16 protein-coding genes are annotated in these 21,559 nt (G+C 55.2%); 3 read left to right on the top strand and 13 right to left on the bottom strand.

Features of this window, described 5'->3' with window-relative positions; genetic code table 11:
• Positions 1-55: 55 nt before the first annotated feature.
• Both BMW84_RS04235 and BMW84_RS04230 read right to left on the bottom strand, forming a co-directional pair.
• Positions 56-1,066 (bottom strand): bifunctional glycosyltransferase family 2/GtrA family protein, encoded by a 1,011-nt coding sequence (locus BMW84_RS04235; RefSeq protein ID WP_091064810.1) that lies wholly within the window; start codon positions 1,064-1,066, stop codon positions 56-58.
• Between the two features lie 2 nt (positions 1,067-1,068).
• Complete coding sequence (locus BMW84_RS04230; RefSeq protein ID WP_091064807.1) at positions 1,069-2,007, bottom strand: phosphodiester glycosidase family protein; 939 nt, start codon at positions 2,005-2,007, stop codon at positions 1,069-1,071.
• Between the two features lie 169 nt (positions 2,008-2,176).
• Between BMW84_RS04230 and BMW84_RS04225 the strand changes: the two genes are divergently transcribed.
• Entirely contained in the window at positions 2,177-3,022 is an 846-nt protein-coding gene (locus BMW84_RS04225; protein WP_091064804.1) for a helix-turn-helix domain-containing protein, read from the top strand.
• A 10-nt stretch (positions 3,023-3,032) separates the two neighbouring features.
• On the opposite strand, the gene BMW84_RS04220 is transcribed toward BMW84_RS04225, so the two are convergent.
• Positions 3,033-5,336 (bottom strand): glycoside hydrolase family 95 protein, encoded by a 2,304-nt coding sequence (locus tag BMW84_RS04220; protein WP_254772857.1) that lies wholly within the window; start codon positions 5,334-5,336, stop codon positions 3,033-3,035.
• A gap of 238 nt (positions 5,337-5,574) precedes the next feature.
• Between BMW84_RS04220 and BMW84_RS04215 the strand changes: the two genes are divergently transcribed.
• A complete protein-coding gene (locus BMW84_RS04215; RefSeq protein WP_175498666.1) occupies positions 5,575-6,045 on the top strand; it encodes a DUF4362 domain-containing protein in 471 nt (156 codons plus the stop codon).
• 65 nt (positions 6,046-6,110) lie between these two features.
• Here the strand turns inward: BMW84_RS04215 and BMW84_RS04210 are convergent, their stop codons facing one another.
• The 8 genes from BMW84_RS04210 to BMW84_RS04175 all read right to left on the bottom strand — a co-directional run bounded on the left by BMW84_RS04210 (position 6,111) and on the right by BMW84_RS04175 (position 17,746).
• Positions 6,111-8,993, bottom strand: a complete 2,883-nt coding sequence (locus tag BMW84_RS04210) for a discoidin domain-containing protein (protein WP_091064798.1) — start codon at positions 8,991-8,993, stop codon at positions 6,111-6,113.
• 338 nt (positions 8,994-9,331) lie between these two features.
• The gene (locus BMW84_RS04205; RefSeq protein ID WP_091064796.1) at positions 9,332-10,156 is read right to left on the bottom strand and encodes an alpha/beta hydrolase; all 825 of its coding nucleotides are present in this window, start codon (positions 10,154-10,156) and stop codon (positions 9,332-9,334) included.
• Positions 10,157-10,235: 79 nt separating this feature from the next.
• The gene (locus BMW84_RS04200; RefSeq protein ID WP_175498665.1) at positions 10,236-11,330 is read right to left on the bottom strand and encodes a Ger(x)C family spore germination protein; all 1,095 of its coding nucleotides are present in this window, start codon (positions 11,328-11,330) and stop codon (positions 10,236-10,238) included.
• Complete coding sequence (locus tag BMW84_RS04195) at positions 11,327-12,430, bottom strand: GerAB/ArcD/ProY family transporter (RefSeq protein ID WP_091064790.1); 1,104 nt, start codon at positions 12,428-12,430, stop codon at positions 11,327-11,329. The genes BMW84_RS04200 and BMW84_RS04195 overlap by 4 nt, the downstream gene beginning before the upstream one ends.
• Positions 12,427-13,752 carry a spore germination protein gene (locus tag BMW84_RS04190; protein WP_175498664.1) on the bottom strand — a complete coding sequence of 442 codons (1,326 nt, stop codon included), beginning with the start codon at positions 13,750-13,752 and terminating at the stop codon, positions 12,427-12,429. Before BMW84_RS04190 ends, BMW84_RS04195 begins: the two co-directional genes overlap by 4 nt.
• An 82-nt stretch (positions 13,753-13,834) precedes the next feature.
• Positions 13,835-15,040, bottom strand: coding sequence for an MFS transporter (locus BMW84_RS04185; RefSeq protein WP_091064785.1), 1,206 nt, complete (start codon positions 15,038-15,040; stop codon positions 13,835-13,837).
• Between the two features lie 64 nt (positions 15,041-15,104).
• Positions 15,105-15,692, bottom strand: a complete 588-nt coding sequence (locus BMW84_RS04180; RefSeq protein ID WP_091064784.1) for a TetR/AcrR family transcriptional regulator — start codon at positions 15,690-15,692, stop codon at positions 15,105-15,107.
• 311 nt (positions 15,693-16,003) lie between these two features.
• Positions 16,004-17,746, bottom strand: coding sequence for an ABC transporter substrate-binding protein (locus BMW84_RS04175; protein ID WP_091064781.1), 1,743 nt, complete (start codon positions 17,744-17,746; stop codon positions 16,004-16,006).
• 196 nt (positions 17,747-17,942) lie between these two features.
• On the opposite strand from BMW84_RS04175, the gene BMW84_RS04170 reads away from it, so the two are divergent.
• Positions 17,943-18,803 (top strand): helix-turn-helix domain-containing protein, encoded by an 861-nt coding sequence (locus BMW84_RS04170; RefSeq protein ID WP_091064776.1) that lies wholly within the window; start codon positions 17,943-17,945, stop codon positions 18,801-18,803.
• Positions 18,804-18,886: 83 nt separating this feature from the next.
• On the opposite strand, the gene BMW84_RS04165 is transcribed toward BMW84_RS04170, so the two are convergent.
• Together BMW84_RS04165 and BMW84_RS04160 are read right to left on the bottom strand one after the other, a co-directional pair.
• Positions 18,887-20,401, bottom strand: coding sequence for a glycoside hydrolase family 43 protein (locus BMW84_RS04165; RefSeq protein WP_091064774.1), 1,515 nt, complete (start codon positions 20,399-20,401; stop codon positions 18,887-18,889).
• A gap of 157 nt (positions 20,402-20,558) precedes the next feature.
• Complete coding sequence (locus BMW84_RS04160) at positions 20,559-21,542, bottom strand: aldo/keto reductase (protein WP_091064772.1); 984 nt, start codon at positions 21,540-21,542, stop codon at positions 20,559-20,561.
• Between the last annotated feature and the right edge of the window lie 17 nt (positions 21,543-21,559).

Genomic DNA, 21,559 nt, shown 5'->3' with positions numbered 1-21,559 from the left:
GTATGACTTTTCTTTTGCTGAAATTCTCTAAATTATAGCAGTTCGCGGGAGACGATTAATATACAAATTTGCGCTGCACCCAGAAGCTGGACAGAAACAGCAGCCCTTCGGTAAGTAGCTTAGCCGGGACCAGCTGGAGCCCCAGCCATGTATGCAATACGGAGAGCAATCCGTAATTTAATGCAAGGATCAGGACGGCCAGCGTATAATACCGAGACACGGATTGGGCAAAGCCCGAAGTTTGCTGACGGTCAAAGACAAGCCGCCGGTTCACGCCATAGTTGACTGCCGAGCTGCCGATTCTAGCGCCTATGACGGACAGCAGCAGGCTGGAGGTTAAAGACTGAAGGACGAGCAGCAGCACAAAATCGAGTACGCCGGAAAGAATGGATGCCGCGCAGAATTTCAGAATCGGCAGATAGATTTTCAAGGAATCCGCGACCGGCCGGAAATGGGACGACTCGTTGTCGTTCAGGTAGATCGTCTCGATCGGTACCTCCAAAATGCCGTAGCCGCGGGCCGGCGCTTCCAGCAGCAGGTTCATTTCATATTCAAAGCGTTCGCCGGGAACCTGCAGCAACCAGCCGAGCATGCTCCGCGGATACCCTCGCAACCCGGTTTGCGTATCGCCGATGTCGATTCCCGTTGCCGCATCGAATACCTTGCTTGTCAGCCGGTTGCCGAAACGACTGCGCAGCGGTACCTTGCCGGTGAATCTCCGGCTGCCCAGCACCATTTTCGACTCTGCCCATTCGCTCGCTTGTCCGACGGCAACGATATCCTGCGGTGTATGCTGCCCGTCGCTGTCCGCGCAGACAACGGCGGCCGTACGGATATGGTCCATAATGTATTGAAAACCGGTTTTGAGCGCCCTTCCTTTGCCCCTGTTGACCATATGGGTCAAAACCGTGCAGCCGGCAGCTTTTACCGCCTCGAAGATCTCCTTGAAACGCTCCCCGCTGCCGTCATCGACAATGACAATCGGCGCATTCGTAACCTTCCGCAGCCTGCCGATCAGTTCCACAAGCCGGTGATCCGGCTCGTACGATGGAATAAGTACCGTCATGATTAGCCCTCCCCGAGATATAGAATGTCGCTTACGCCGCGTTCCGTGTTTTTGCCCTGCGGATTGTTGACGACCCGGCCCATGAAATACAGGGTCGATGAGCCGCCGCCATCCAGATTGTAGGCTTCCGTCGCTCCGAGATCGGAGAATAAATTCGCGAATTCATCCAGGGTCATGCCCCGGCTTTCATCGGAACGGCCGTCGACGACGACGAACACATAATGGTTCGCGGAGATCATGCCGATGCCGGTACGGGGATTGGCATTCGAGATGCCGCGGTTGCCGAAGTTGGTATCAATCTTGACATTGTCCAGATCTTCGACGATGTTACCGTTCCGGATGAGCGCCGGCCCGAAGGACAAAGTCTGAAGCGCGCCGTTCGCCAGCAAGGTGTCGGCAGAGACCTCCGTCTCATCGTAAGATGCCATCGTGCCGTCCTTATAGAGCACGACGCCTTCACGAGTCGGTTCGTTCCGGTACAGCACGCCGTTGCGGATTACGACGCCGTCGGCACGGAAACCGTAGTAGTCGCCGTTGATGGCGAAGATGGCGGAATGGTCTTTCGCGATATCGGAGGTGTCCTCCGTAATGTTGCGGCCGTAGGCGTTATCGGCGAACGCCGACTGCAGGAGCGTTGCATCGTCTACCTGCACATCGGCGACATAATAAGTGATTTGGTCGGAGCCGCTGCCTTTGACTACTTTTTCAATAGACACGCTCATATCGTCGCTGGAGTAATTCCAATCGTCGGACTCGGCATGGACCGCTTGGGTTGTACTGTCTTCTCCGCTTGAAGCTGCGGCGGTTGCCGAGTCTGCGACTACCACCTCTACATGCTCGATCAGATAGCGGTCAGCCAGACGATATAACACCCCTCCGATCAAAAGAATTGCGATCAGGGCAATGATCCAGCTTCGTTTGATGACACGTCTCTTGTTCATCCGTTTCGCCTGCCTTTCGTTAACGTTGTGGTCTCAGTATAGGCGGCTTGCCTGAAGGCTTCATGAGGGCGGGTTGAAAGTTTGCTGAATGTCCTGCACCTCCCGCTGAACGCAAGTTTGTGCTATTCTGCTGTATGTACAAGTCATTTTGCCTGCAGGGAGATATGGAATGGACCGGATCAACCATCAACTGCTTCAACTTTATCTGAGCAATCTTCAGGTCAATGTTACGGGGATCGGCTTTAACCGGGTATGGAACGATTGGCGGGATATCGACTACACGCCGGATTACAATAAGTTTTATTTCATCTGCGAGGGCGAGGGCTGGCTAAAGATCGGGGACGAGGATTTCTATCCGAAGGCAGGCAAGTGGGTTATGATGCCGCAGGGCGTAACACAGTCGTATTCTTATACAGAAGGCCCGACATACCTGAAATACTGGTGCCATTTTACGGCGAAAATCGGTCAGCATAACTTGTTCGACATGTTGCGGGTACCGTTTTTCATTCATCCGGACAATTACGATCAAGCCGCGCAGCTGTTTCAGTCACTCTTGGATGCCCGGGACTGCGGGACGGTAAGCGCACCCTTGCGGATTCATGCGGCGATGCTGGAGCTGATTGCCTATTATATTGAACATGCAGTATCCGGTGAGGCGAAGGTGGAGCATTCAGCCGCTTCGGCTTCCCTTCAGGATGCGATTACCTACATCGACGAGCACGTACACCGCAACATTACGATCCAAGAGTTGGCTGAGCGGGTCCATTTGCATCCAAACTATTTTATCCGCCTCTTTAAACGGCAGTTCGGCGTGACGCCAATTCAATTCATCAATAAAAAACGGATAGAGGAGGCCAAGTGGCTGCTGATCACCACGAACCTCCAGCTATCCGAAATTTGCGACCGGATCGGCATTGCCGACGTGTCGTATTTGTCTAAGCAATTTAAAGCTTTTACGGGTTACTCGCCTTCCGCATACCGTCTGGCCAACCGGCCTTCATCGCTCCAAGGGTAATTGCCGGGCTTTAAAGTACATCGAGATCGAGTTCTTTCGTTTCCCCCGCCTCAGAAAAATAAAGCGTCCAGTAACGTGCGCCATATGAAACGGTAACGCTCCCTGCTTCCATAGCTTGAATGCCGGCGTGCTGCAATTGCCCGTTCGACCACTCCAGGTTGACGGTATATCCGCCGCGCGCCCGCACTCCGCGAACCCGGCCCTGCGGCCACGCCGCAGGCAGCGCGGGCAGCAGCCGGAGCTCGCCGCCATGGCTGTGCAGCAGCATCTCTAGTATGCCGGCCGTCCCGCCGAAATTGCCGTCGATCTGAAACGGCGGATGATCGCAGAACAGATTCGGCAAGGTAGAAGAACGCAGCAGTTCCATGACATTGTCATGCGCAAGCTCTGGTTCCTCAAGCCTTGCCCACATGTTCAGAATCCAGGCCCGGCTCCAGCCGGTGTGCCCGCCCCCATGCCGCAGCCGGCGCTCCAGGGTGGTTTTGGCGGCCGCAGCCAGCGCCGGAGTACTGCGTTTCGTGATCTGCGAGCCCGGATGCAGCGCGAACAAATGCGAGATATGCCGGTGCCCCGGATCCACCTCTTCATAGTCGACGCTCCACTCCTGAATCTGCCCGTATTTGCCGACTTCAGGCTGCGGCACCCGCTCCAGCGCCTGCCGCAAGCTGCCGGCAAACGCCGCATCCTCCTGCAAAATCTCCGCCGCCGCGATGCAGCGGGTGAACAGCTCGCGGATGATCTGGCTGTCCATGGACGGTCCGTAGCATAGCGCACCGGTTTCGCCGTTCGGCAGCTGGTATACATTCTCCGGCGAAGACGAAGGGCAAGTGACAAGCCGGCCCTGCGGGTCTTCCACCATAAAATCAAGCAGGAAGAGCGCCGCCTCTTTCATCGTGCCGTAATATTGTTGTAAGTCGCCGAGGTTCCGGCTGTAATCGTAGCGGTCCCACAGATGCAGAGCCAGCCAGGCACCGCCCATCGTCCAGAAGGTGGAGGTCAGGCAGACATCCTGCGGCGCGGTATCGGCCCATATATCCGAGTTATGATGGGCCATGAAGCCACGGCAGCCGTACATGCTGCGGGCAGTCTCGCTTCCCCGCTCTTTCAAGCGTTCGATAAAGTCGAGCAGCGGCTCATGGCACTCCGCCAGATTGGCGCTCTCCGCGGGCCAGTAATTCATCTGCGTATTGATGTTGATGGTATATTTGCTGTCCCAGATCGGCTGCATATCCTTGTTCCAGATGCCTTGAAGCGTTGCAGGCAACGAGCCGGGACGGCTGCAAGAGATGAGCAGGTAACGGCCGAACCGGAAATACAGCGCCGCAAGCTCCGGATCATCAGCCCCGCCGCGCATTCGCGCGAGTCGGCGGTCGAGCGGCAGACTGTCCAGAAGGCCGTAACCGTCAGCCCCCGCAAGCTGCAGCTCCATGCGGTCCGCCAACGCCCGGTAATCCTGCACATGAGCGGACCGCAGCTCTGCATAGGTTTGGGCAGAAGCAGCATCAAGGCGGCGCACGCATTCGGTCTCCATTTCTTCCTGCGGCACCCGGTAATCCGTGCAAGCCGCAATAAGAATCGTTGCGGCATCCGCAGCTTCGATTGCGATCTGTCCGCCCATGCAGGACACCCGCCCATGGTCAGCCGCAACGCGTATCGCGCAGCAGAAACGGATGCCTTCCTCTCCGCCGCTTCTTCCGCGGACGATTAGATCGCCTTGTTCGTTAAAGCCAATACGGTCAATATAGGCATGAAGCCCGACCGGATGTCTCAGTATATTGGACCATGGTCCAGGTTCCAGCACGCTCCCCCGGCCAAAGACGACCTTCCCGTTCAACCGGCCGGAATGGCTCGCGGTCCACCTTACGGCAAGCACCTGCCCAGGATAGCTGGCGAAATATTCGCGTTCATATTCGCCGTCCCCGCTTTTGTAGTTTACGCGGATGACGCCATCCCGCAAGTCCAGTTCCCGCCGGTAAGCCTCCGCCGGATTATCGTTGTTCCCGGAGAGAAGATATAGATCTCCAAGCGGCTCGTAATGGCGCTGGCCGTCCGGAACGCCGGTCAACACCTTCTCGGCCAGTTCCTCGGCATCGCGGATGCGTCCGGCGAATACCAGCCGGCGCAATTCCTCCAGATGGGCCAGCGCATCCGGATTGTTGCGTTCCAACGGCCCGCCATACCAGAGACTATCCTCGTTCAATTGAATCCGCTCCAGATGGGGTACGCCGAACACCATGCCTCCCAGCCGTCCGTTGCCCATCGGCAGCGCTTCCTCCCAGCGCGCCGCCGGTTTATCAAACCAAATGCTGCTCATCCCCATAGTCGTCCTCTACATCTCCTTTAGCATCTTCGTGTCTTCTTATCCTAGCAAGTGTAAGGTATCGGGCAGAAGGGAGGATTCTAACTTTCCCGTGGATAATCTTAACCAATAAGATATCACCAAAGTATCCAACCGGAGGAATATGCCGATTCAGAAGAATTTTTCGGCAACATTTCCCCGGCTTGGATCGTCTTGTAAGAAAAAGGCGGATTTTGGGCTAAGGAGGATTGAAATGAAACAAACCTGTATCCTATTGATCCCGCTTTTATTGTTGGGCGGACTGCTCGGCTGTTCCGGCAAAGACGATCCGGCCAAAACCGCCAGCCAGGCATATTCGTCCCAAGAGGCAATTAAGCGAGGTGACGTGGTGTATCTGTCTGAAGTCTACAATTGGGATATTTTTGAACGCTTCATGGCCAATCTTGCCAACAAACAACCGGATCGTATCCGCGTGACGGGTTATACAGATGAAGGCGACCCGATTTTCAAGGATTTGGTGTTCGACGGAAAAACCATCGACTACACCTACGATGATTCGAACGATGCATTCGGCGGCCCGAATAAAGGCGTAAAGACGAATACCTGCTCCACAGTGACCAGCGAAGACTCCCAGGGAGAGGTGCGCTATTCCATCAGCGACTGCACGATATACGATCCTGAAATGGGCTACTTCCTGCTAAGCACGAAAAAGATTAACCATTAAGCGTGAAAAAACGCCCCCAACCATCCTAGGATGATCCGGGGGCGTTTTGACTTTGTGTTAGAAGATTAATCGTATACGTTCACTTCGCGGATCGACCACCAGCTGGTTGACGTTCCGGTCTGCGCCACTTTGATGTAACGGGCATTTTGGGCCGTAAAATTCACGGTTACGACCGGCCCGCTGCCCGTGCCGCTCGCAATCGCGCTGCCCCAGTTCGTCCCGTCGCTGGAGACATACACCTCATACCCGCGGGCATAGTCACTGTCGCTGCCGGTGGAATCCATCACGAGTTTATTGAAGGTCTTCACCGACTGCATATCGATCGTAAAAAACTGCCCCGGCGCCATCGGCGTACCGGTGCTCCAGCGGGTGGCCATGCTGCCGTCCAGCAGGTTGGCCGGAACATCGCCGCTGGTTGGCGTGGAGGCTGCGATCCAACCGGTGCGGCTAAGCACGGAACCGGTTCCGCCGCCCGTGCCGCTGCCGTAAACATTCACCTCGCGGATCGACCACCAACTTGTTGACGTTCCGGTCTGCACCACTTTGATGTAGCGGGCATTCTGGGCCGTAAAGTTCACGGTAACGACCGGTCCGCCGCCCGTGCCGCTCGCAACCGCGCTGCCCCAGTTCGTCCCGTCACTGGAGACGTAGACCTCATACCCGCGGGCATAGTCATTGTCGCTGCCGCTGGAGTCCATGACGAGCTTGTTAAACGACTTGGCTGCTTTCATATCAATCGTAAAGTACTGCCCCGGCGCCATCGTTACGCCCGTGCTCCAGCGGGTGGCCATGCTGCCGTCCAGCAAGTTGCCGGGAACGTCGCCGCTGGTTGGCGAAGAAGTCGCCGTCCACCCCGTCCGATCCAGAGCGGAGCCGGTCCCTGCTAGTGTGTTCGCTGTTGCGGTGTTGCTGGCGGCGGACAGGTTATTTGCCGCATCTTTGGCCTTAACCGTATAGCTGTATGAAGTCGAAGCAGCTAAACCGGTGTCGGTATAAGAATTTGTGGACGATGTAGCGGCCAAGGCGCCGTTCCGGTAAATCTCATAGCCAGCAACGCCGACATTATCAGTCGAACCCGTCCAGGTCAGGTTTATCTGGCTGCTGGAAGCCGCCGTTGCCATCAGGTTAGCCGGCGTGCTGGGCGGGATCGTATCCACCGCACCAGTACCGGCAAATTCCGCTAAGGTCTGTCGCATTGCAGCGGCCGGCGAATTCGCGTATACGCTGCCGCCTTGATTGTTGACGATATGCGTAATTTCGCTGCCTGCCGTGCCGGACAGCCAAATCGTGGTCATATGGTGAAGCTTCACGCCCGGTACGTTCGGCACTTCGATGGCGCTTTCCAGCTTGACGGCGGCATCGCGGAAATACGAATACACACCAAGCCCCCAAGCTTCATGGCTCGTCACGCTGTCCGCCACTTTATATGAAGCGTAGCCGTTCACGGTACCGTTGTTCGCCATCCAGGAAGACTGGTTCGGTACATCGTACGGAATTTCCGACTGGTAAAAATACAGCCGTCCGCCGTTTCCGTTCCACAGGGTCTGATATTCGTTATGATGCTCGTTGAACAAGCCGTACAGCGTGACATTGTTGCCGTTCACCACAAGTCCGTTTTTCGAGACGTTGTTCGTCCAGGCGGCACCTGCGCCATGGTCCGCACGCCAAATCCAGAAATGGTCGCCGATTACGTCGCTGCTGTTGATCTTAAGGCTCACATCATTTTTCCCGGCGATCGCGCCGCCGGTGCGGAACGTCAAGTCATGCAGCGACGTCGGATTGGCGGCATGCCCGGCTCCGCTTCCGCCCGGACCGACGTCAAGTAAAGAAGGGGAATTCAGCGGACCTGCGTCGAATGTGAGACCGGCGATTTTGACGCCGTCCACATCTGCCACCGCCATGGCCGTTTGCCCGTTATCCGGCACCAGTGTCGCAAGACCGATGCCCAGCACCACGGTATTCGGGTTATTGACGCGGATCGTATCGTTCAGATGGAATATCCCCGGCGTGAACAGCAGGTTTTTGCCCTGGCTCAAAGCCGCATTAAGGGTTGCCGCAGTGGCGGTTTCCGGACGGGCGATATAGAACTGGTCGATGGAGATCGATTGTCCCGGTGTCGGCCCGTTTGCCCAGCTGATGCCCTGGGTGTTTGTCTGGAGCGACGGCACGAAGACCTGGTATTGTCCGGCATTGTTGATGTAAAGATACGGCTTCTCTCGGATCACCGGCGTCTGGTTCACAACGGTATACGGCGGGTCCGGAAAATTGCCGGCAGGCGCGTTGTTGTCCCCGACAAATACCATATTCCATACCCCGTTCGCCCAGCTGCCCCATGTGCTGTTACGGGCAAACCACTGCTGCTGCGAAGCCGGAAGCACCTGCCCGTCGATCTTCGAGTCGGCCAGAAAGCCGCCGCTCGCCCAGCCGGCGTTCCAGTTGTTGTCGAAATCAAACAGGTCCAGCTTGCCCTGAATATGCAGCCGGCGCAGCGGGGCCGCTTGGGAGACTGCAATCTGCGTCGTGCCGCTTGCCGGCGTAATCGTCATGTTCTCGATCACGCGCCAGAAGTTACGCGTCGCATTGCCGTTGTCCCAGTCCGCATTGACGTTTAAGCCGCCTGTGATGTTGACGTCTCCCGGGTTCTGTCCCAGCCCGGCCACATGAGTGTAAAAGCCCACATTAAAGTTCACATTATAAGTTCCCGGCTTAAAAAGAAATGCTTTGCGGTCGCTGCTGAATTCATTGGATTCCATGGAAGCAAACACGGTATTCGTAACGCCTTGGATATCTGCAGCGGACATGGTCGGATCAAACACATACACATTAGGACCAAAGATCGTATTGTTCGCCTCGCTGATCGGTGCCGCTTGGACTACAGCCGGACTTGCGGCAAACAGGCTCAGCGCCATAGCCAGTGCTGAAACGGTCGAAGCCATCCTTTTTAACATTCGTCTTCCTCCCAATATGAAAGATTGGCAGGATGGATCCCATTCACTCCTTGGTAAGCGGTTACAATAAAAGCGGCTATCCTCCTTTCTTTTGTCGCTCAGGACCGGAGGCTGCGTCATATTCTCCGTATGTATGCGGGTCGACAAGGGCCCTCCGCAGAGCCGACGATACAATTCTGTTTGCTTTCATAGGATGATTTCATAGCTGTACTCCTATTATACCCATATATTAGTATTTTCTAGAATTTTTCTATAAAAAGGTATTTTATTTTTACTAGTTTCTTTTGTCCATACACGATCGAACTAAGTGCGAAAGTATAACAGCGCTGTATCCAGCCTCAATCCCGCGCGGCTTCGTACAGACGCTGGGCTACCCGGCGCGGATCGGTTTTGAAGGTGGTCATATGGTCGCCGTGATCCTTGATTAACCGGAAGACGCCAAGCCGGCTCGACATATGCGGATGCCACCCGTACCCTTCGCCCTGCGGGAGCACATTGTCTTCGGTCAGGTATATATAGCTTTTCGGAGTATTGAGGGCGAAAAACTTCTTTAAATCCAGCTTTTCGAAGAGCGGTCCTGCCGGCTCCGGCGTAATCTTGCTGTAGGTGGCGCGGACGAGCTCCGCATCGGCCAGATTCATGAATGTGTCCCTGAAGACAGGATAAGGAAGCATCAGCGTATGATTGCCCGAGGCTTCGACGAGCTGCTTGAAATACTGCTGTGAAGACGGCGGGAACTGGTCGCCCAACGATTCCCCGTCGGCAACGACAAAACCGTCGATAAACACGATCCGCTTGAGCCGTTCGGGAACTTGTTCGGCAACCTTCTGAACGACGGAACCGCCGAAGCTGTGGCCGACCAGGACGATCTGCTGCAAATTGCGGGTGATGATATACTTAGCAACGGCATCGTCGATCTCCTGGTGCGTCACGTTTTTGTTCGGATCGGAGCCGTGACCCGGATATTCCGGAACGTACACGTTATGCCCCTGATTGCGCAGCTCGGCAGCGACGCCGTCCCAGAAGCTGACATCTGCCCACGAGCCGTGCACGAGCACAAAGGTCAACGGCTGCTGCTTCCCCCTGTTGAATGCCTCATAGTTCGCGCCGTAAGACAACGGATAATAGCCAAAAGGCTGCGGCCGTGACGAATAAACGTTCATGAAATCAGCTCCTTCAATACGGGTTTCTGATTCATGTGTATGCCCGTTCCCGCTAAATCAATCCGGATGTTTTGCTCGCCTATTCCAAATACTCCAGCCCGGTATTGCGCAGCTTGACCTTGATCTTGAACCTGATCTCCGCCTGCTGATACATCGATGGCCAGGAAGGATAACGGGAGACCGCCAGCTTGCCGCGAAAATGATTGCCGAACCCGAAGATGTCCGACCGTTTCGCCTGCGTTTTGGCAAACAAGCCTGCCGCCTGCCGGATCAGCTTCTGTTCCAGATACTGTTCGATCCGGGAAGCGGACAGCCGCTCCTCGCCGGAGCTGTTAACTAACGTGCAGTCAACCCGCGAGGTCACGCGGATCAGCGGATGCCCGTCCGCCTTCAGGCTGGCTTTAATCCGGGTACGGTTATTCAGGATTTTGACGTCGGCTTTTTTCGTCAGCTCCATTTCAGTCTCGCCGATGCTACGGCTGATAATCTCGTAGAGAAGCGTCTCGTCCGGCGTCAAGATTCCGGCCAGCTTATCCCCGGCAAAGTATGCGTTGCCCACCAGGCTGAACATGTTGTGCTCGCTCTCCCGTACGAGCGGAATGAGATTGGCCTGCAGCGGATTGTACAGCTTGGCGTACACCTCCCACAGCTCCACTTTGTTCTTTCGGGGGATTCCGCCGGCAAAGGGCTCAAAGAACAGCTTCGTATACAGACCCGAAAGTTCTCCCGTCGGGTTCGGGTTGCTGAAGATTTGATTCATGTCTCCCGTGACGAGCGCGACGACGGTATCCAGCGGCACCGAACGTTCGCGGACGGTAAAATCCAAGTATTGCCGCAACCCTTCTTTCGCCATCGTTTCGTCGATCAGGAATGCGCGTACGGACGACAAATCGAGAGCTTTGGGCAGCCGGTATCGCATCTGGTTGGTCGCGTCGATGACCGTATCGCCGGCTTGGGAGGTGGCAAAAAAATCGCTGCCGTTCCCGCTCGTTCCCGGGGTTTTGGGGATGGGAAACCGGAACCACACCCGCACGGAAGGCTTATCCTTTTCCGGCCGTTCGACGCCCATCGCGCCAACGATCATCCGGTTGTCGATATCCTTGGCATCCCAGCAGCCCACAAGCGGCAGGATGCCGCATAGTAGACACGTTAGCCAAACAAAACGCCATTTCACGCAGCCTCCCTCCTTCTTTGCACGCGTGCGGATACGGCGAACGCCGTCAACGCCAGCAGCGGAAACCCGAACATTGCATACAGCCTTAGACCTGTCATAAGGTGCAGCAAATGAATCAGTGCGGCCCAGGATGGAATCATTACGGAGGCGGTATACATGACTACGCCCAGCGTTCCGAAAATCCACCTTTTTCTCCAGGAAGGGAAAAAATCTTGCAGCATCTGCCCCATCACATGGAGCTTCAGCGACAAGACGAAGAGCACATAAATCATCATATTGGATAGCAGAACCGCTGTAAGGTTCTCCAGGATGATCCAGTAATGATACACGGAATCCAGCTTGGAGACATAAGGCAGAATCAGCTGCCGGCTGAGCTCCGGACCAAAGGTAAGCACAGGCAAATACACCACGCCCAGCAAATACGGCATCGCGCAGCAAATGGACAGGAACGAAGGCTGCCAAAACTTCCTTAAAGCAACACCGGTGTACGATCCCAGCAGCGCCGTAAAGACATATCCGGTCCACAAATAGGAACTGGCATAAAATGCGGCATCGCCCAAGAAATGTCCATCCGTCCGCAGCCATGGCCGACCGAGCGAAAAATCGAGATCACTGAAGCTCAGAAGCATCAGCACCGTCGAAAGCATTAAGGTTAACAGGAAAAAAACACGTGCGGCCCGCACAATCGGCATAATCCCCGCGCTCGCCATCAGAACCGGAACCAGTAAAATGCCGTTCAAAAACGCAATCGGGGTGCGCGGCAGCATCGTCATCGTGATCATTTCGGTATAGCCGCGCAGCAGCACGATGATCGCCCCGCCGATAAAGAGCAGAAGCGGAAGCGCAAGCAATATACTAAGGATGCGGCCGCAATGGTTACGGAGCGCAGGAATCATCGGCAGCGAAACCCGGCCCAGCGCCAGCGAATACAGACAGGCGCCTCCCGCCGCAAGCAGCGCCCATACCACGATCGGCACCCAAAAGGCCGAATCCGTCGAGCGGATGATTAAGGAAGGATACAGGTAACCGGCGGAACCGCCAAAGTACAGCGACTGCATGACATACAGCGAGTAACGGGATAAAGCCGGCGTCTTGTTCATGGGCCGGATCGCTCCTTCTCTGGCAGCAGCGAGGTCAGATATGGTTTACCGAATGACTCCAGGCAGCTTAAATAAAAGACGAGACAGGCAAAGCAAAACATCATGCCCAACAGCCCGGCGATTCCGGCTCCCGCCAAAACGATATATTTAAGCATGCGCTGAATCAGCCCCATCTGGTAATCGATGACGATAAAATTCGTGATGGCGGTAGCGGCAACGATAAAGACGAGCAGATTGCTGACGATATTGGCTTGAATAACCGCCTGTCCGAGCACGACCCCGCCGACCATGGTCACGGTGGAACCGATCGTCTTCGGCAAGCGGACGCCAGCTTCAACGATAAAATCGATGACGAGCAGCATCAGCACCGTTTCGATAATGACGGGATAAGGCACGCCTTCCCGGCTGGCCGAAGCGGACAGGCTGATCTCCAGCCGGTTGACATCGACGTTTACCGAAGTCAGGGCGACATATGCCGCAGGCAGGAACAAGTTGATGAACAGCGCAAGGAAACGGAGTGTCGTCAAAAAATAAGCGACATACGGGCTTAAATAAGTGTCTTCCGGGGAATGCCAGAAATCGGTAAAGACGACCGGGACGATAAGGGCGAAAGGCGAACCGTCGACGAGCAGGACGACTTTCCCTTTTAGCAGCGCCGAGGCGGCGCGGTCCGGACGTTCCGTCGCCATGGATCTCGGGAACAGCTGCATGCCTTTATCTTTAACGAGCAGCCGCAGCAGCTGCCCGCTGTCTTCGAGATCGGGAATGCGGATTTCGTTCAGCCGCAGCTGCAGATTCCGGATCAGGGACGTCTCGGCCATCGACTGCACATAGAGCAGGCTTACCTGCGTCCGGCCGATTTCGCCGATGCTAAAGGTTTGATTTTTCAATTTGGACGAATGGACCCGCTGGCGGATCAATGCGATATTGGTCGAAAGATTCTCGTTGAAGCTGTACATGGGGCCGTGCAGCACGTTCTCGGTAGACGGAGATTGGATGCTGCGCTGCTGGGTCTGCGAAGTCTCCAGAATAATGCCGGAAGAGGCACCAGCCGGACACAGCACCGTCTGTCCCTCGCAAAGCGCCTTTTCGCAGGCGGCCAGGTCCGCTTCTTGCACGGTACTGCCTTCATAGCGCTCCAAAAATGCAGACAAACCCCGGTCTCCGTCGCGGTTAAGAACATAAGTCAACCGTGCCGACGCGGCCAGGGTCCGGAGAAAATAGGCATAATACTGCTCTTGCCCCATCCGCCCGAGATCCTGTTTCACAAAATCGGACGAATCCTTAAAGGCTTCTTCAATCATTTCAGGCAAGGTGTCCATCCGCTCATCCTCCCAGCATAAAAAATAAGCCGCAGGTTTAGTATAACCCGCGGCTTGGAAGGTGATGTGCATGGAGGAAAGTTTATGAAGATACGGAAACCTTCTTGCGCCGGGCATATACTTTCAGCGAGAAAGCAAAACAGAACAACAGCACCAGGCTCGAAAGCGAATACGGGAAGTTCAGATTGATGTCGAACAGATATCCGGCGACGATCGGACCGGCGATATTTCCAAGACTCGTAAAAGCCGAGTTGAGGCCGGCGACATAACCCTGCTGGTCGTTGGCCAGCATCGACATCTGGGTGCCGATCGCCGGACGCAGAATGTCGATCGCCAGAAAGACGACGAAAGTTACGGCAAAGATCAGCCAGAAGGTATGCACGAAAAGGGTCAAAAGGATAAACGTTCCTGCAAAAAACAGGCAGACGCTGATGACGCGGTTCTCGCCGAAACGCTTGAGAATCCAGCTGAAGATCGTGGCCTGAACCACCGCCCCTGCGATGGATCCAAATGTGATGATAAAGGCGATATCCTGCGGGTCGAAGCCGAACTTATGATCCACGAACAGGCCGAATACCGTCTCGAAATTCGCCAATCCGAAGGACATAACGAATACGATAATCAGGCTGAGGAAATACGGTTCACGGTACGAATGCTTAAGCTGGGAGAACAGACTGCTCTTCTGCGGCTGGACAGGCGTATCCGCTGAATCAGCCGCCTTCGCCGGCAGCGATTCCCGCAGGATCAACAGCGTAATGAGAGCAGCAGCAATCCCGGCAACCCCTGCGGCATAGAACGGAACACGTATTCCGAATTCGGCGATGTATCCTCCAATTCCCGGACCGATGATAAAGCCCGTCGTGATGCTGGCGTTGATGAAGCCCATCCCGGCGGCGCGTTCCTCGCTCGTGGTGATGTCCGCAGCGTAGGCCATGACGGACGGCATGATCATCGCCGCGCTGATCCCGCCGAGCATCCGGGCGATAAAGAGCAGCAGTGCGGAATCCGCAAAGCCGAACAGCCCTTCGGAGAAGGCAAAGATCAACATGCCGAAGAAGATCATCCGCTTGCGGCCAAAGGTGTCCGACAGGCGGCCTGCCAGCGGCGAGAACAGAAATTGCGTCAGCGAAAAGGTAGCGACCAGGAGCCCGATCGTGCTGCCGTTGATTCCGAGGTCGTTCATGAACTTGGGCATGATTGGTATTATCAGCCCGATACCGGTGAATACGAGAAATAAATTAAGCATCAGAACCAGCAAGGCTCCGCGGTTTTTCAGAAAGATAGACATGATTGCCTCCGTTTTGAATACTGAATAATCGTTCTAGATGTGGTCAAAAAAAGTGCAGGAGCAGCTAAGCCACTCCATGCAAAAAAACGTCGATGGCCAGGCGGTGCGCAGCGAGCGCCTCTTCCGGCCCCATTTTCCGGGTATGAAAGCTGAGTCCGTATAGCAGACTGTCCAGAATGACCGCCAGCCCGGCTACATCCGTCTGCCGGAATTCCCCCCGGTCTACTCCGCTTTGCAGTAGCTGCTTGTTGAATTGAATATAACCGGCAACCATTTCGTTAATCCGTTCCTCTACCGCGGCGTCTTTAACGGTGTTGTTATGAAATTCGTCGATCGCTTTGGTCAGTGGATGGTTATGCTGCTGGATCGCCAGATGCTCCGCGAGTCCGTATAATTTCTCGGCGGTTGTATGATAACTGGCTTCCTTGGCCAGCCAGGTCTCTTCCCACTCCTGATCCCATTCCTCAATGAGATGCAGAAACAGCCCTTCCTTGCTTTTAAAATGATAATAAATGTTGCCCGCGCTGCAACCGGTCGCTTTGACGATATCGTCGATCGAGGTCGCGTTGAATCCCTTATGAATGAACAGAGGCCGTGACGCATCGGCGATTCTTTTTTTGGTCTGCTCAGTTTGCTGCTGCTTTTTGTTCAAATGACGGCACACCTCCTGATTTTCGTAGGCTTGGAATACTGAACGATTATTCAGTATTATAACGGACAGGCGCAGGGTTGGCAAATTCCATTGATTCGGCGAAAAGATTTTGGCAAAAAAAACGCTCCGCCAACGGACCGCTGTTTCCATCGCCGCCTTGCGCCCTGCAGTTTATCCGCTAAGGGGAGCGGACAAAAACAAAACACAAAGGTATGAAACAGCGGTCTGTTCGCGGAGCGTCCATCGGGAACCCAGCGGGATCAATCGGCGCCCGCCAACCGGCAACCGGCTGACGGGACTGCCGTCATCTCTTATTGAATGTCTTTGCCGGTGAACAGCGAGACTCTCGCTTTAACCAGCTTTGTATATTCGGCTTCCATTTTCTCGGAGCCGGCTTTTTTCAGCTCGTCGAGGAACGAATCAAATACCTTGTCGAACTCTTCCGGTTTGGCCAGGATGGCTTCCGGAATTTTTTTGCGGACGATATCTTGTGTCTTCTGATAGATCACTTGATAGTCTCCGTCCGTAGGCACCGGCATGTTATAGATGGCGCCCCACTCTTTAACCGGGAACTCATCCGCTTGCGGGAACAGGTCTTTCCAGGTCTTCGCATTGTAGGCAGCGAGCGATTCTTTTTCAGCATCCGAATAGCTTGCGATAATTTGCTCCGGGAAGTTCGTCGTGTAATAGTTGTCGGTCGAGTCCTTCACGCCGTCGCCGTAATGCGCGCCGAAGATCGAATACAAACCAATGCCTGTTTCTTTCGCGAAGTTGGCGTTATCGTTCACTTTACGGTCCAGAACATCTGCCGGCATTACCCGTTTGCCGTTCTCCATATTGTACGTTTTGCCTTCAACGCCCCAGTTCATCAGCACTTGGCCCTCTTCGGAGGACATCCAGTCGATGAACTTGATGGCGCGGACCGGATCTTTGCAGGCCGTCGTGATACTGATGCCATATCCGTCAACGCCAACCTGCTGCAGCGAATTATCCTTATATTGCTCGCTCATTGTCACAGGGAAGTGCGCATATGTGTATTCGTCTTTGCCGGCAGCCTTAAGGGCGTTTTCGGCATCGGCATATTCCCATTCATCGGAGGTCAAAGCAAGCACGCGGCCGCTGGAGATTTTGGATTTGTATTGGTCTTCCTTCTGTACAAACGAATCCTTGTCCAAAAGACCGGTGTTGTACATGTGGTTCAGCCAGCGGAAGTATTCTTTTTCCTCAGGGCGTTCATAGTGAAGCACCGCTTCGTAGGTTTTCGGATCGATGTAGTATTCGCCGTCGCCCGCAGCGCCGGTTGTCGCCGCTGCCTGATTGGTTACGGTGATCATGATCTTCCAGGAATCGGCGTTCAGCGAGAGCGGAATCGTCGGCTGTCCGTCCGTTTCCGGATGAAGCGCCACGTAGTCTTTCAGCACTTTTTCAAAATCCGCTACGGTGCGGATCTTCGGATACCCGAGCTCTTTCAGCACGCGATGCTGGACTTCGAAACCGCTAGTGACATCGAACGGAGTCTGGTCGACGCCAACGTTTGTAGGAATGGAATAGATCGCCTGGTTGTCCTTGCTGTATTTCATCCGGTTCATGTTATTGGCCATGACCTTCTTGATGTTCGGCGCATATTTGTCGATCAGGTCCGTCAAGTCGAGCAGAGCGCCCGCATCGACCAGCTTGCCGATTTCGCCTTTGGCGTAAATGATTTCCGGATACTGCCCGCTCGCCGACATAAGGGCGATCTTGTCCTGGCCGCCTCCGCTGCCGACATCAAACTCCGCCTCAAGGGACACGCCTGTTTTCTCGGTGATGACCTTGCCGACATCGTCCTGCATGTTGTTCCAGTTCGGACTGGCGTCCGCGCCGAAGAAAGAAAACGAGATCGGGCTGGTATCGTTGCCGGTATTCTCAGCCGTATTATTCGCTGCATTGCTTGCCGACGGGCTCGCCGCATTGCCCGCATTGTTGTTCGAGCTGCCGCAGCCGGCCGAGACGAGCATTAAGCCGGCCAGCAGCGCGATGCCGCTTGACTTGGTGAGCTTTTTGTTCATGTCCATCAATCCCCTTTGTTGTATACGTTTGCAATTCGTGTAAGCTGTATCTTTCTTGCGCAGGACCTCTCTCCTGCTGCCTGCGGCCAACATTCGATTGCGCTTTCATTTTATCGTCTTGCCGAAGGCTGCACCTTGATTTTCAGGTCAAAGTATTAGCATAATATAGACATCCATTTCTACAAGCGAAGGCGGCTATGAGATGAGCAACGTGTATTTAAACTGGTTTACAACCGACGAGCAGTTCCCCTTTTTTATTCAATACGGCGGGCACGACGAAGATATGGAGCTGCATCAGCATGTCGATTTTTCCGAGCTGGTTATCGTCCTGAACGGACACGCCACGCATGTCGTCAATAATGAGGAATCCTTTATCAAGAAAGGCAACGTCTTTGTCTTGGGCGGCGGAACTCCGCATGCCTATAAAGCGCCGCATGACTTCAAAATCTGCAATATCATGTATCGGCCGCAAATGCTGAACTCCGCCGGTCCGGATCTGCGCACCCTGAACGGGTATCAGGCGTTGTTCGTGCTGGAGCCTTTCTACCGCAGCATTCATTCGTATAAAAGCAAAGTCAATATTTCCATCGCCAGCCTGGAGTATGTGTCGCAGCTGGTAGCAGGGATGATCGAAGAATACGAAACCAAACTGCACGGCTATCAGACGCTGCTTGCATCCCGGTTCATGGAGCTGGTCGTGTATTTGTCCCGGCAGTACGATCATCAGGACAGCGAGGTGGACAGCAGCATGCTGCATCTTGCCAATGCGGTCTCCTATATCGAGGACCATTACCTGGAGCAGGTGTCCCTGGAAGAAATCGCTGCGGATTCCGATATTTCGGTGCGGCATTTGAACCGGATCTTCCAGGCGTATTACTTGACTACTCCAATCGCCTACTTGCAACGGCTGCGGCTGGAACGGGCTTGCACGCTGCTGAAGCAGACCAACCGCTCCGTAACCGAAATCGCCTACGAATGCGGCTTTAGCGACAGCAATTACCTTGCCCGCCTGTTCAAAAAAACGTACGGCATGTCCCCGAAATCTTACCGTGACGCCCACTAAGGAGCGGAATCGGCGCATTTAACCAGCCGAAAAAAAGCAGCCGCCCCTTGCGGGCGGCTGCTTTTGATTTGGAATGCTTTTTATTAAGCCTCGGCTGCTTCGTAATCGAACCAGTCGAAAGACGCCGGCGAAGTACCGCCGAATTCGGACGTCGCGTACATGGCCACGAAAACCCCGGTAAACCCACCGGCCATCTCGGTGCTCAGGAAACGGGTCTCCGCGGTGCCCAGATGGATCGTCATTCCTTGTGCCGTTTCAAGGGATACGGTAAATTGATTCGGCTCCGCCTGAACATGCAGAATGACCTGCCCTTGCGGGCATTCATGGACTTCTTCCACCGCCAGCGAGCCAACGGTGCGCCGGAAAACGGCGAGCCGCCGTCCATCCACAAGCCGGAGCGCGGCTTCATAGTGATGCCGCTCGTTCATAAACAGCGTTATCCCCGCTTCTTCCCCTTCCGTACGCGGGTCAAACTCCAGCGCGGTCCGGATGCTGCAGTCCATATGGCTGAGCCGGCGGCCGACCCAAGCCGGCGAGTCCGCCTGGGAGAGCGTAGCCTTATGGCCGCGCAGCACAAGATGGCCGGGCCGCTCCTGCAGCGACCAGCTTCCCGGCGCCGGATTGCGCAGGAACGTCCATTCGTAGCCGAGCGAGGACGCGTCGAAATCATCGCGCACCGGCGGGACCGGCCAACAGGTTTCGGGCAACGCCGGACCGTCCATCACCGGCCGGATATGGGAGTCCTGGCCGATAACCGGCCAGCCGTCGGCAGTCCACGTTACCGGCGCCAGGTAAGTCTCCCGCCCCAGATGATGCACCATCGGATAGCCGACCGGCCGGATGGCCAGGCAGACGGCCCACCAGCTGCCGTCCGGAATCTGGACCAGATCGGCATGGCCGGTGGCATGAATGCTGCTCTCCAGGCTGCGGTTGGAGAGTATCGGATTATGCGGGCATCCCTCGAACGGACCGTACGGATGGGCACTGCGGGCCATCGTCTCCATATGCCCGTATTCGGTGCCGCCTTCGGCAATCATCAAATAGTACATGCCGTTAATTTTGTATAGATGCGGCGCTTCGGGATATGCGCCGCCGCTTCCCTTCCAAACCAAACGGCTTTCGGTCAGCATGACACCGGTTGCAATATCGATTTCGCACTGGTAAATGCCGCTGCCTTCGGGACCGGCCATTGCGGACTGGAAATATACCCGCCCGTCATCGTCGAACAGCAGGGACGGATCAATGCCGCCTTGTGCTACCGGAATCGGTGCCGACCAAGGTTCGGCCGGGTCTGTCGTTTTTACATAGAAATTGCCCATGCCGCTGACGTTCGTCGTCGCCATGTAAAACCAGCCTTCATGGTACCGGATCGTCGGCGCATATATGCCGCCTGATGCGCCTGCATTTGCCAGCGGGAGCTGCTCGACCGTCGTCAGGCAATGCCCGATCTGCCGCCAGTGAACGAGATCCCTGCTGTGGAATACGGGAACGCCGGGGAAATATTCGAACGTGCTCGTCACCAGATAATAATCATCGCCGGCACGGCAGATGCTGGGATCGGGATGAAAACCCGGGATTACGGGGTTGGAAAACTGCATAAGTACACTCCTGTCTCTATGGGCTTAATCTGCAAACATCGGGCCAAGGCATAGCTCCCCCTCTATTCATCCTTCATTGTATCCCCGTTTCCGAGCCGGCGACCTTGAAAATCAAGTCATTCGATTAGCATGATCTAGACATTTCATGTATGACCGTTTAACTTAAATTTCCCATGACCGGATGAGGTACATAAGGGGCTTCCAGCCGGGCTACTTCTTCTGCGGTTAATTTCACATCTAAACTGTTCACCGCATCCTCCAGATGATGAGGTTTGGTTGCACCGATGATCGGCGCGGTTACGCCTTCTTTTTGCAGCACCCAAGCCAGGGCGACCTGCGCACGCGGCACGCCTCGTTCGGCGGCAATTTGCGCCACGCGTTCAACGATGGCCCGGTCGGCGTCATCCATTTTGGCATAAAAGGCTTGGGCGACTGCATCCTTAGCGGAACGCTCGGTTTGTTCTTGCCAATCCCGGGTAAGCCGTCCGCGGGCGAGCGGACTCCATGGAATGACGCCGATACCGTCCTCGCGGCATAGCGGCAGCATCTCTCGTTCTTCTTCGCGGTACAGAAGATTCAGGAAATTCTGCATCGAGACGAATTTTGTCCAACCATTGCGCTCGGCGGTATGCTGCGCTTTGAGAAACTGCCACGCGTACATCGAGGAAGCGCCGATATACCGTGCTTTTCCGGCTTTCACGACATCATGGAGCGCTTCCATCGTCTCTTCGATCGGCGTAGTCGGGTCCCAGCGGTGAATCTGGTACAGGTCCACGTAATCCGTCCCGAGCCGCCGTAAACTGTTGTCGATTTCGGCCATAATTGCTTTCCGGGAGAGCCCCGCGCCGTTCGGTCCCGGCGACATGCGGAAAAAGACTTTGGTGGCGATGACCACTTCATCCCGGGTAGTGAATTCTTTTAAAGCACGGCCAACGAATTCCTCGCTGGTTCCATCCGAATACACATTCGCGGTATCGAAAAAGTTGATGCCGAGCTCCAGTGCGCGTTTGATGAACGGACGGCTGTCGGCTTCATTCAGCGACCACGGCGCCATCCCGCGCTCAGGCACCCCATAACTCATGCAGCCGAGGCAAATCCGCGAGACCTCCAGGCCGGTACGGCCAAGCTTTGCGTATTCCATTTTCCTTCACTCTCCTA

The sequence above is a fragment of the Paenibacillus sp. NFR01 genome (assembly GCF_900111565.1).
GTDB lineage: Bacteria > Bacillota > Bacilli > Paenibacillales > Paenibacillaceae > Paenibacillus_AQ.
Note: the sequence above shows the minus strand (reverse complement) of the source record. Positions and strands in the feature narration are given on the sequence as shown.

Excerpts from the sequence above, each read along its gene's own strand:
- BMW84_RS04235 (WP_091064810.1), bottom strand. The coding sequence starts at position 1,066 with ATGACGGTACTTATTCCATCGTACGAGCCGGATCACCGGCTTGTGGAA.
- BMW84_RS04230 (WP_091064807.1), bottom strand. The coding sequence starts at position 2,007 with ATGAACAAGAGACGTGTCATCAAACGAAGCTGGATCATTGCCCTGATC.
- BMW84_RS04225 (WP_091064804.1), top strand. The coding sequence starts at position 2,177 with ATGGACCGGATCAACCATCAACTGCTTCAACTTTATCTGAGCAATCTT.
- BMW84_RS04220 (WP_254772857.1), bottom strand. The coding sequence starts at position 5,336 with ATGAGCAGCATTTGGTTTGATAAACCGGCGGCGCGCTGGGAGGAAGCG.
- BMW84_RS04215 (WP_175498666.1), top strand. The coding sequence starts at position 5,575 with ATGAAACAAACCTGTATCCTATTGATCCCGCTTTTATTGTTGGGCGGA.
- BMW84_RS04210 (WP_091064798.1), bottom strand. The coding sequence starts at position 8,993 with ATGTTAAAAAGGATGGCTTCGACCGTTTCAGCACTGGCTATGGCGCTG.
- BMW84_RS04205 (WP_091064796.1), bottom strand. The coding sequence starts at position 10,156 with ATGAACGTTTATTCGTCACGGCCGCAGCCTTTTGGCTATTATCCGTTG.
- BMW84_RS04195 (WP_091064790.1), bottom strand. The coding sequence starts at position 12,430 with ATGAACAAGACGCCGGCTTTATCCCGTTACTCGCTGTATGTCATGCAG.
- BMW84_RS04190 (WP_175498664.1), bottom strand. The coding sequence starts at position 13,752 with ATGGACACCTTGCCTGAAATGATTGAAGAAGCCTTTAAGGATTCGTCC.
- BMW84_RS04185 (WP_091064785.1), bottom strand. The coding sequence starts at position 15,040 with ATGTCTATCTTTCTGAAAAACCGCGGAGCCTTGCTGGTTCTGATGCTT.
- BMW84_RS04175 (WP_091064781.1), bottom strand. The coding sequence starts at position 17,746 with ATGGACATGAACAAAAAGCTCACCAAGTCAAGCGGCATCGCGCTGCTG.
- BMW84_RS04170 (WP_091064776.1), top strand. The coding sequence starts at position 17,943 with ATGAGCAACGTGTATTTAAACTGGTTTACAACCGACGAGCAGTTCCCC.
- BMW84_RS04165 (WP_091064774.1), bottom strand. The coding sequence starts at position 20,401 with ATGCAGTTTTCCAACCCCGTAATCCCGGGTTTTCATCCCGATCCCAGC.
- BMW84_RS04160 (WP_091064772.1), bottom strand. The coding sequence starts at position 21,542 with ATGGAATACGCAAAGCTTGGCCGTACCGGCCTGGAGGTCTCGCGGATT.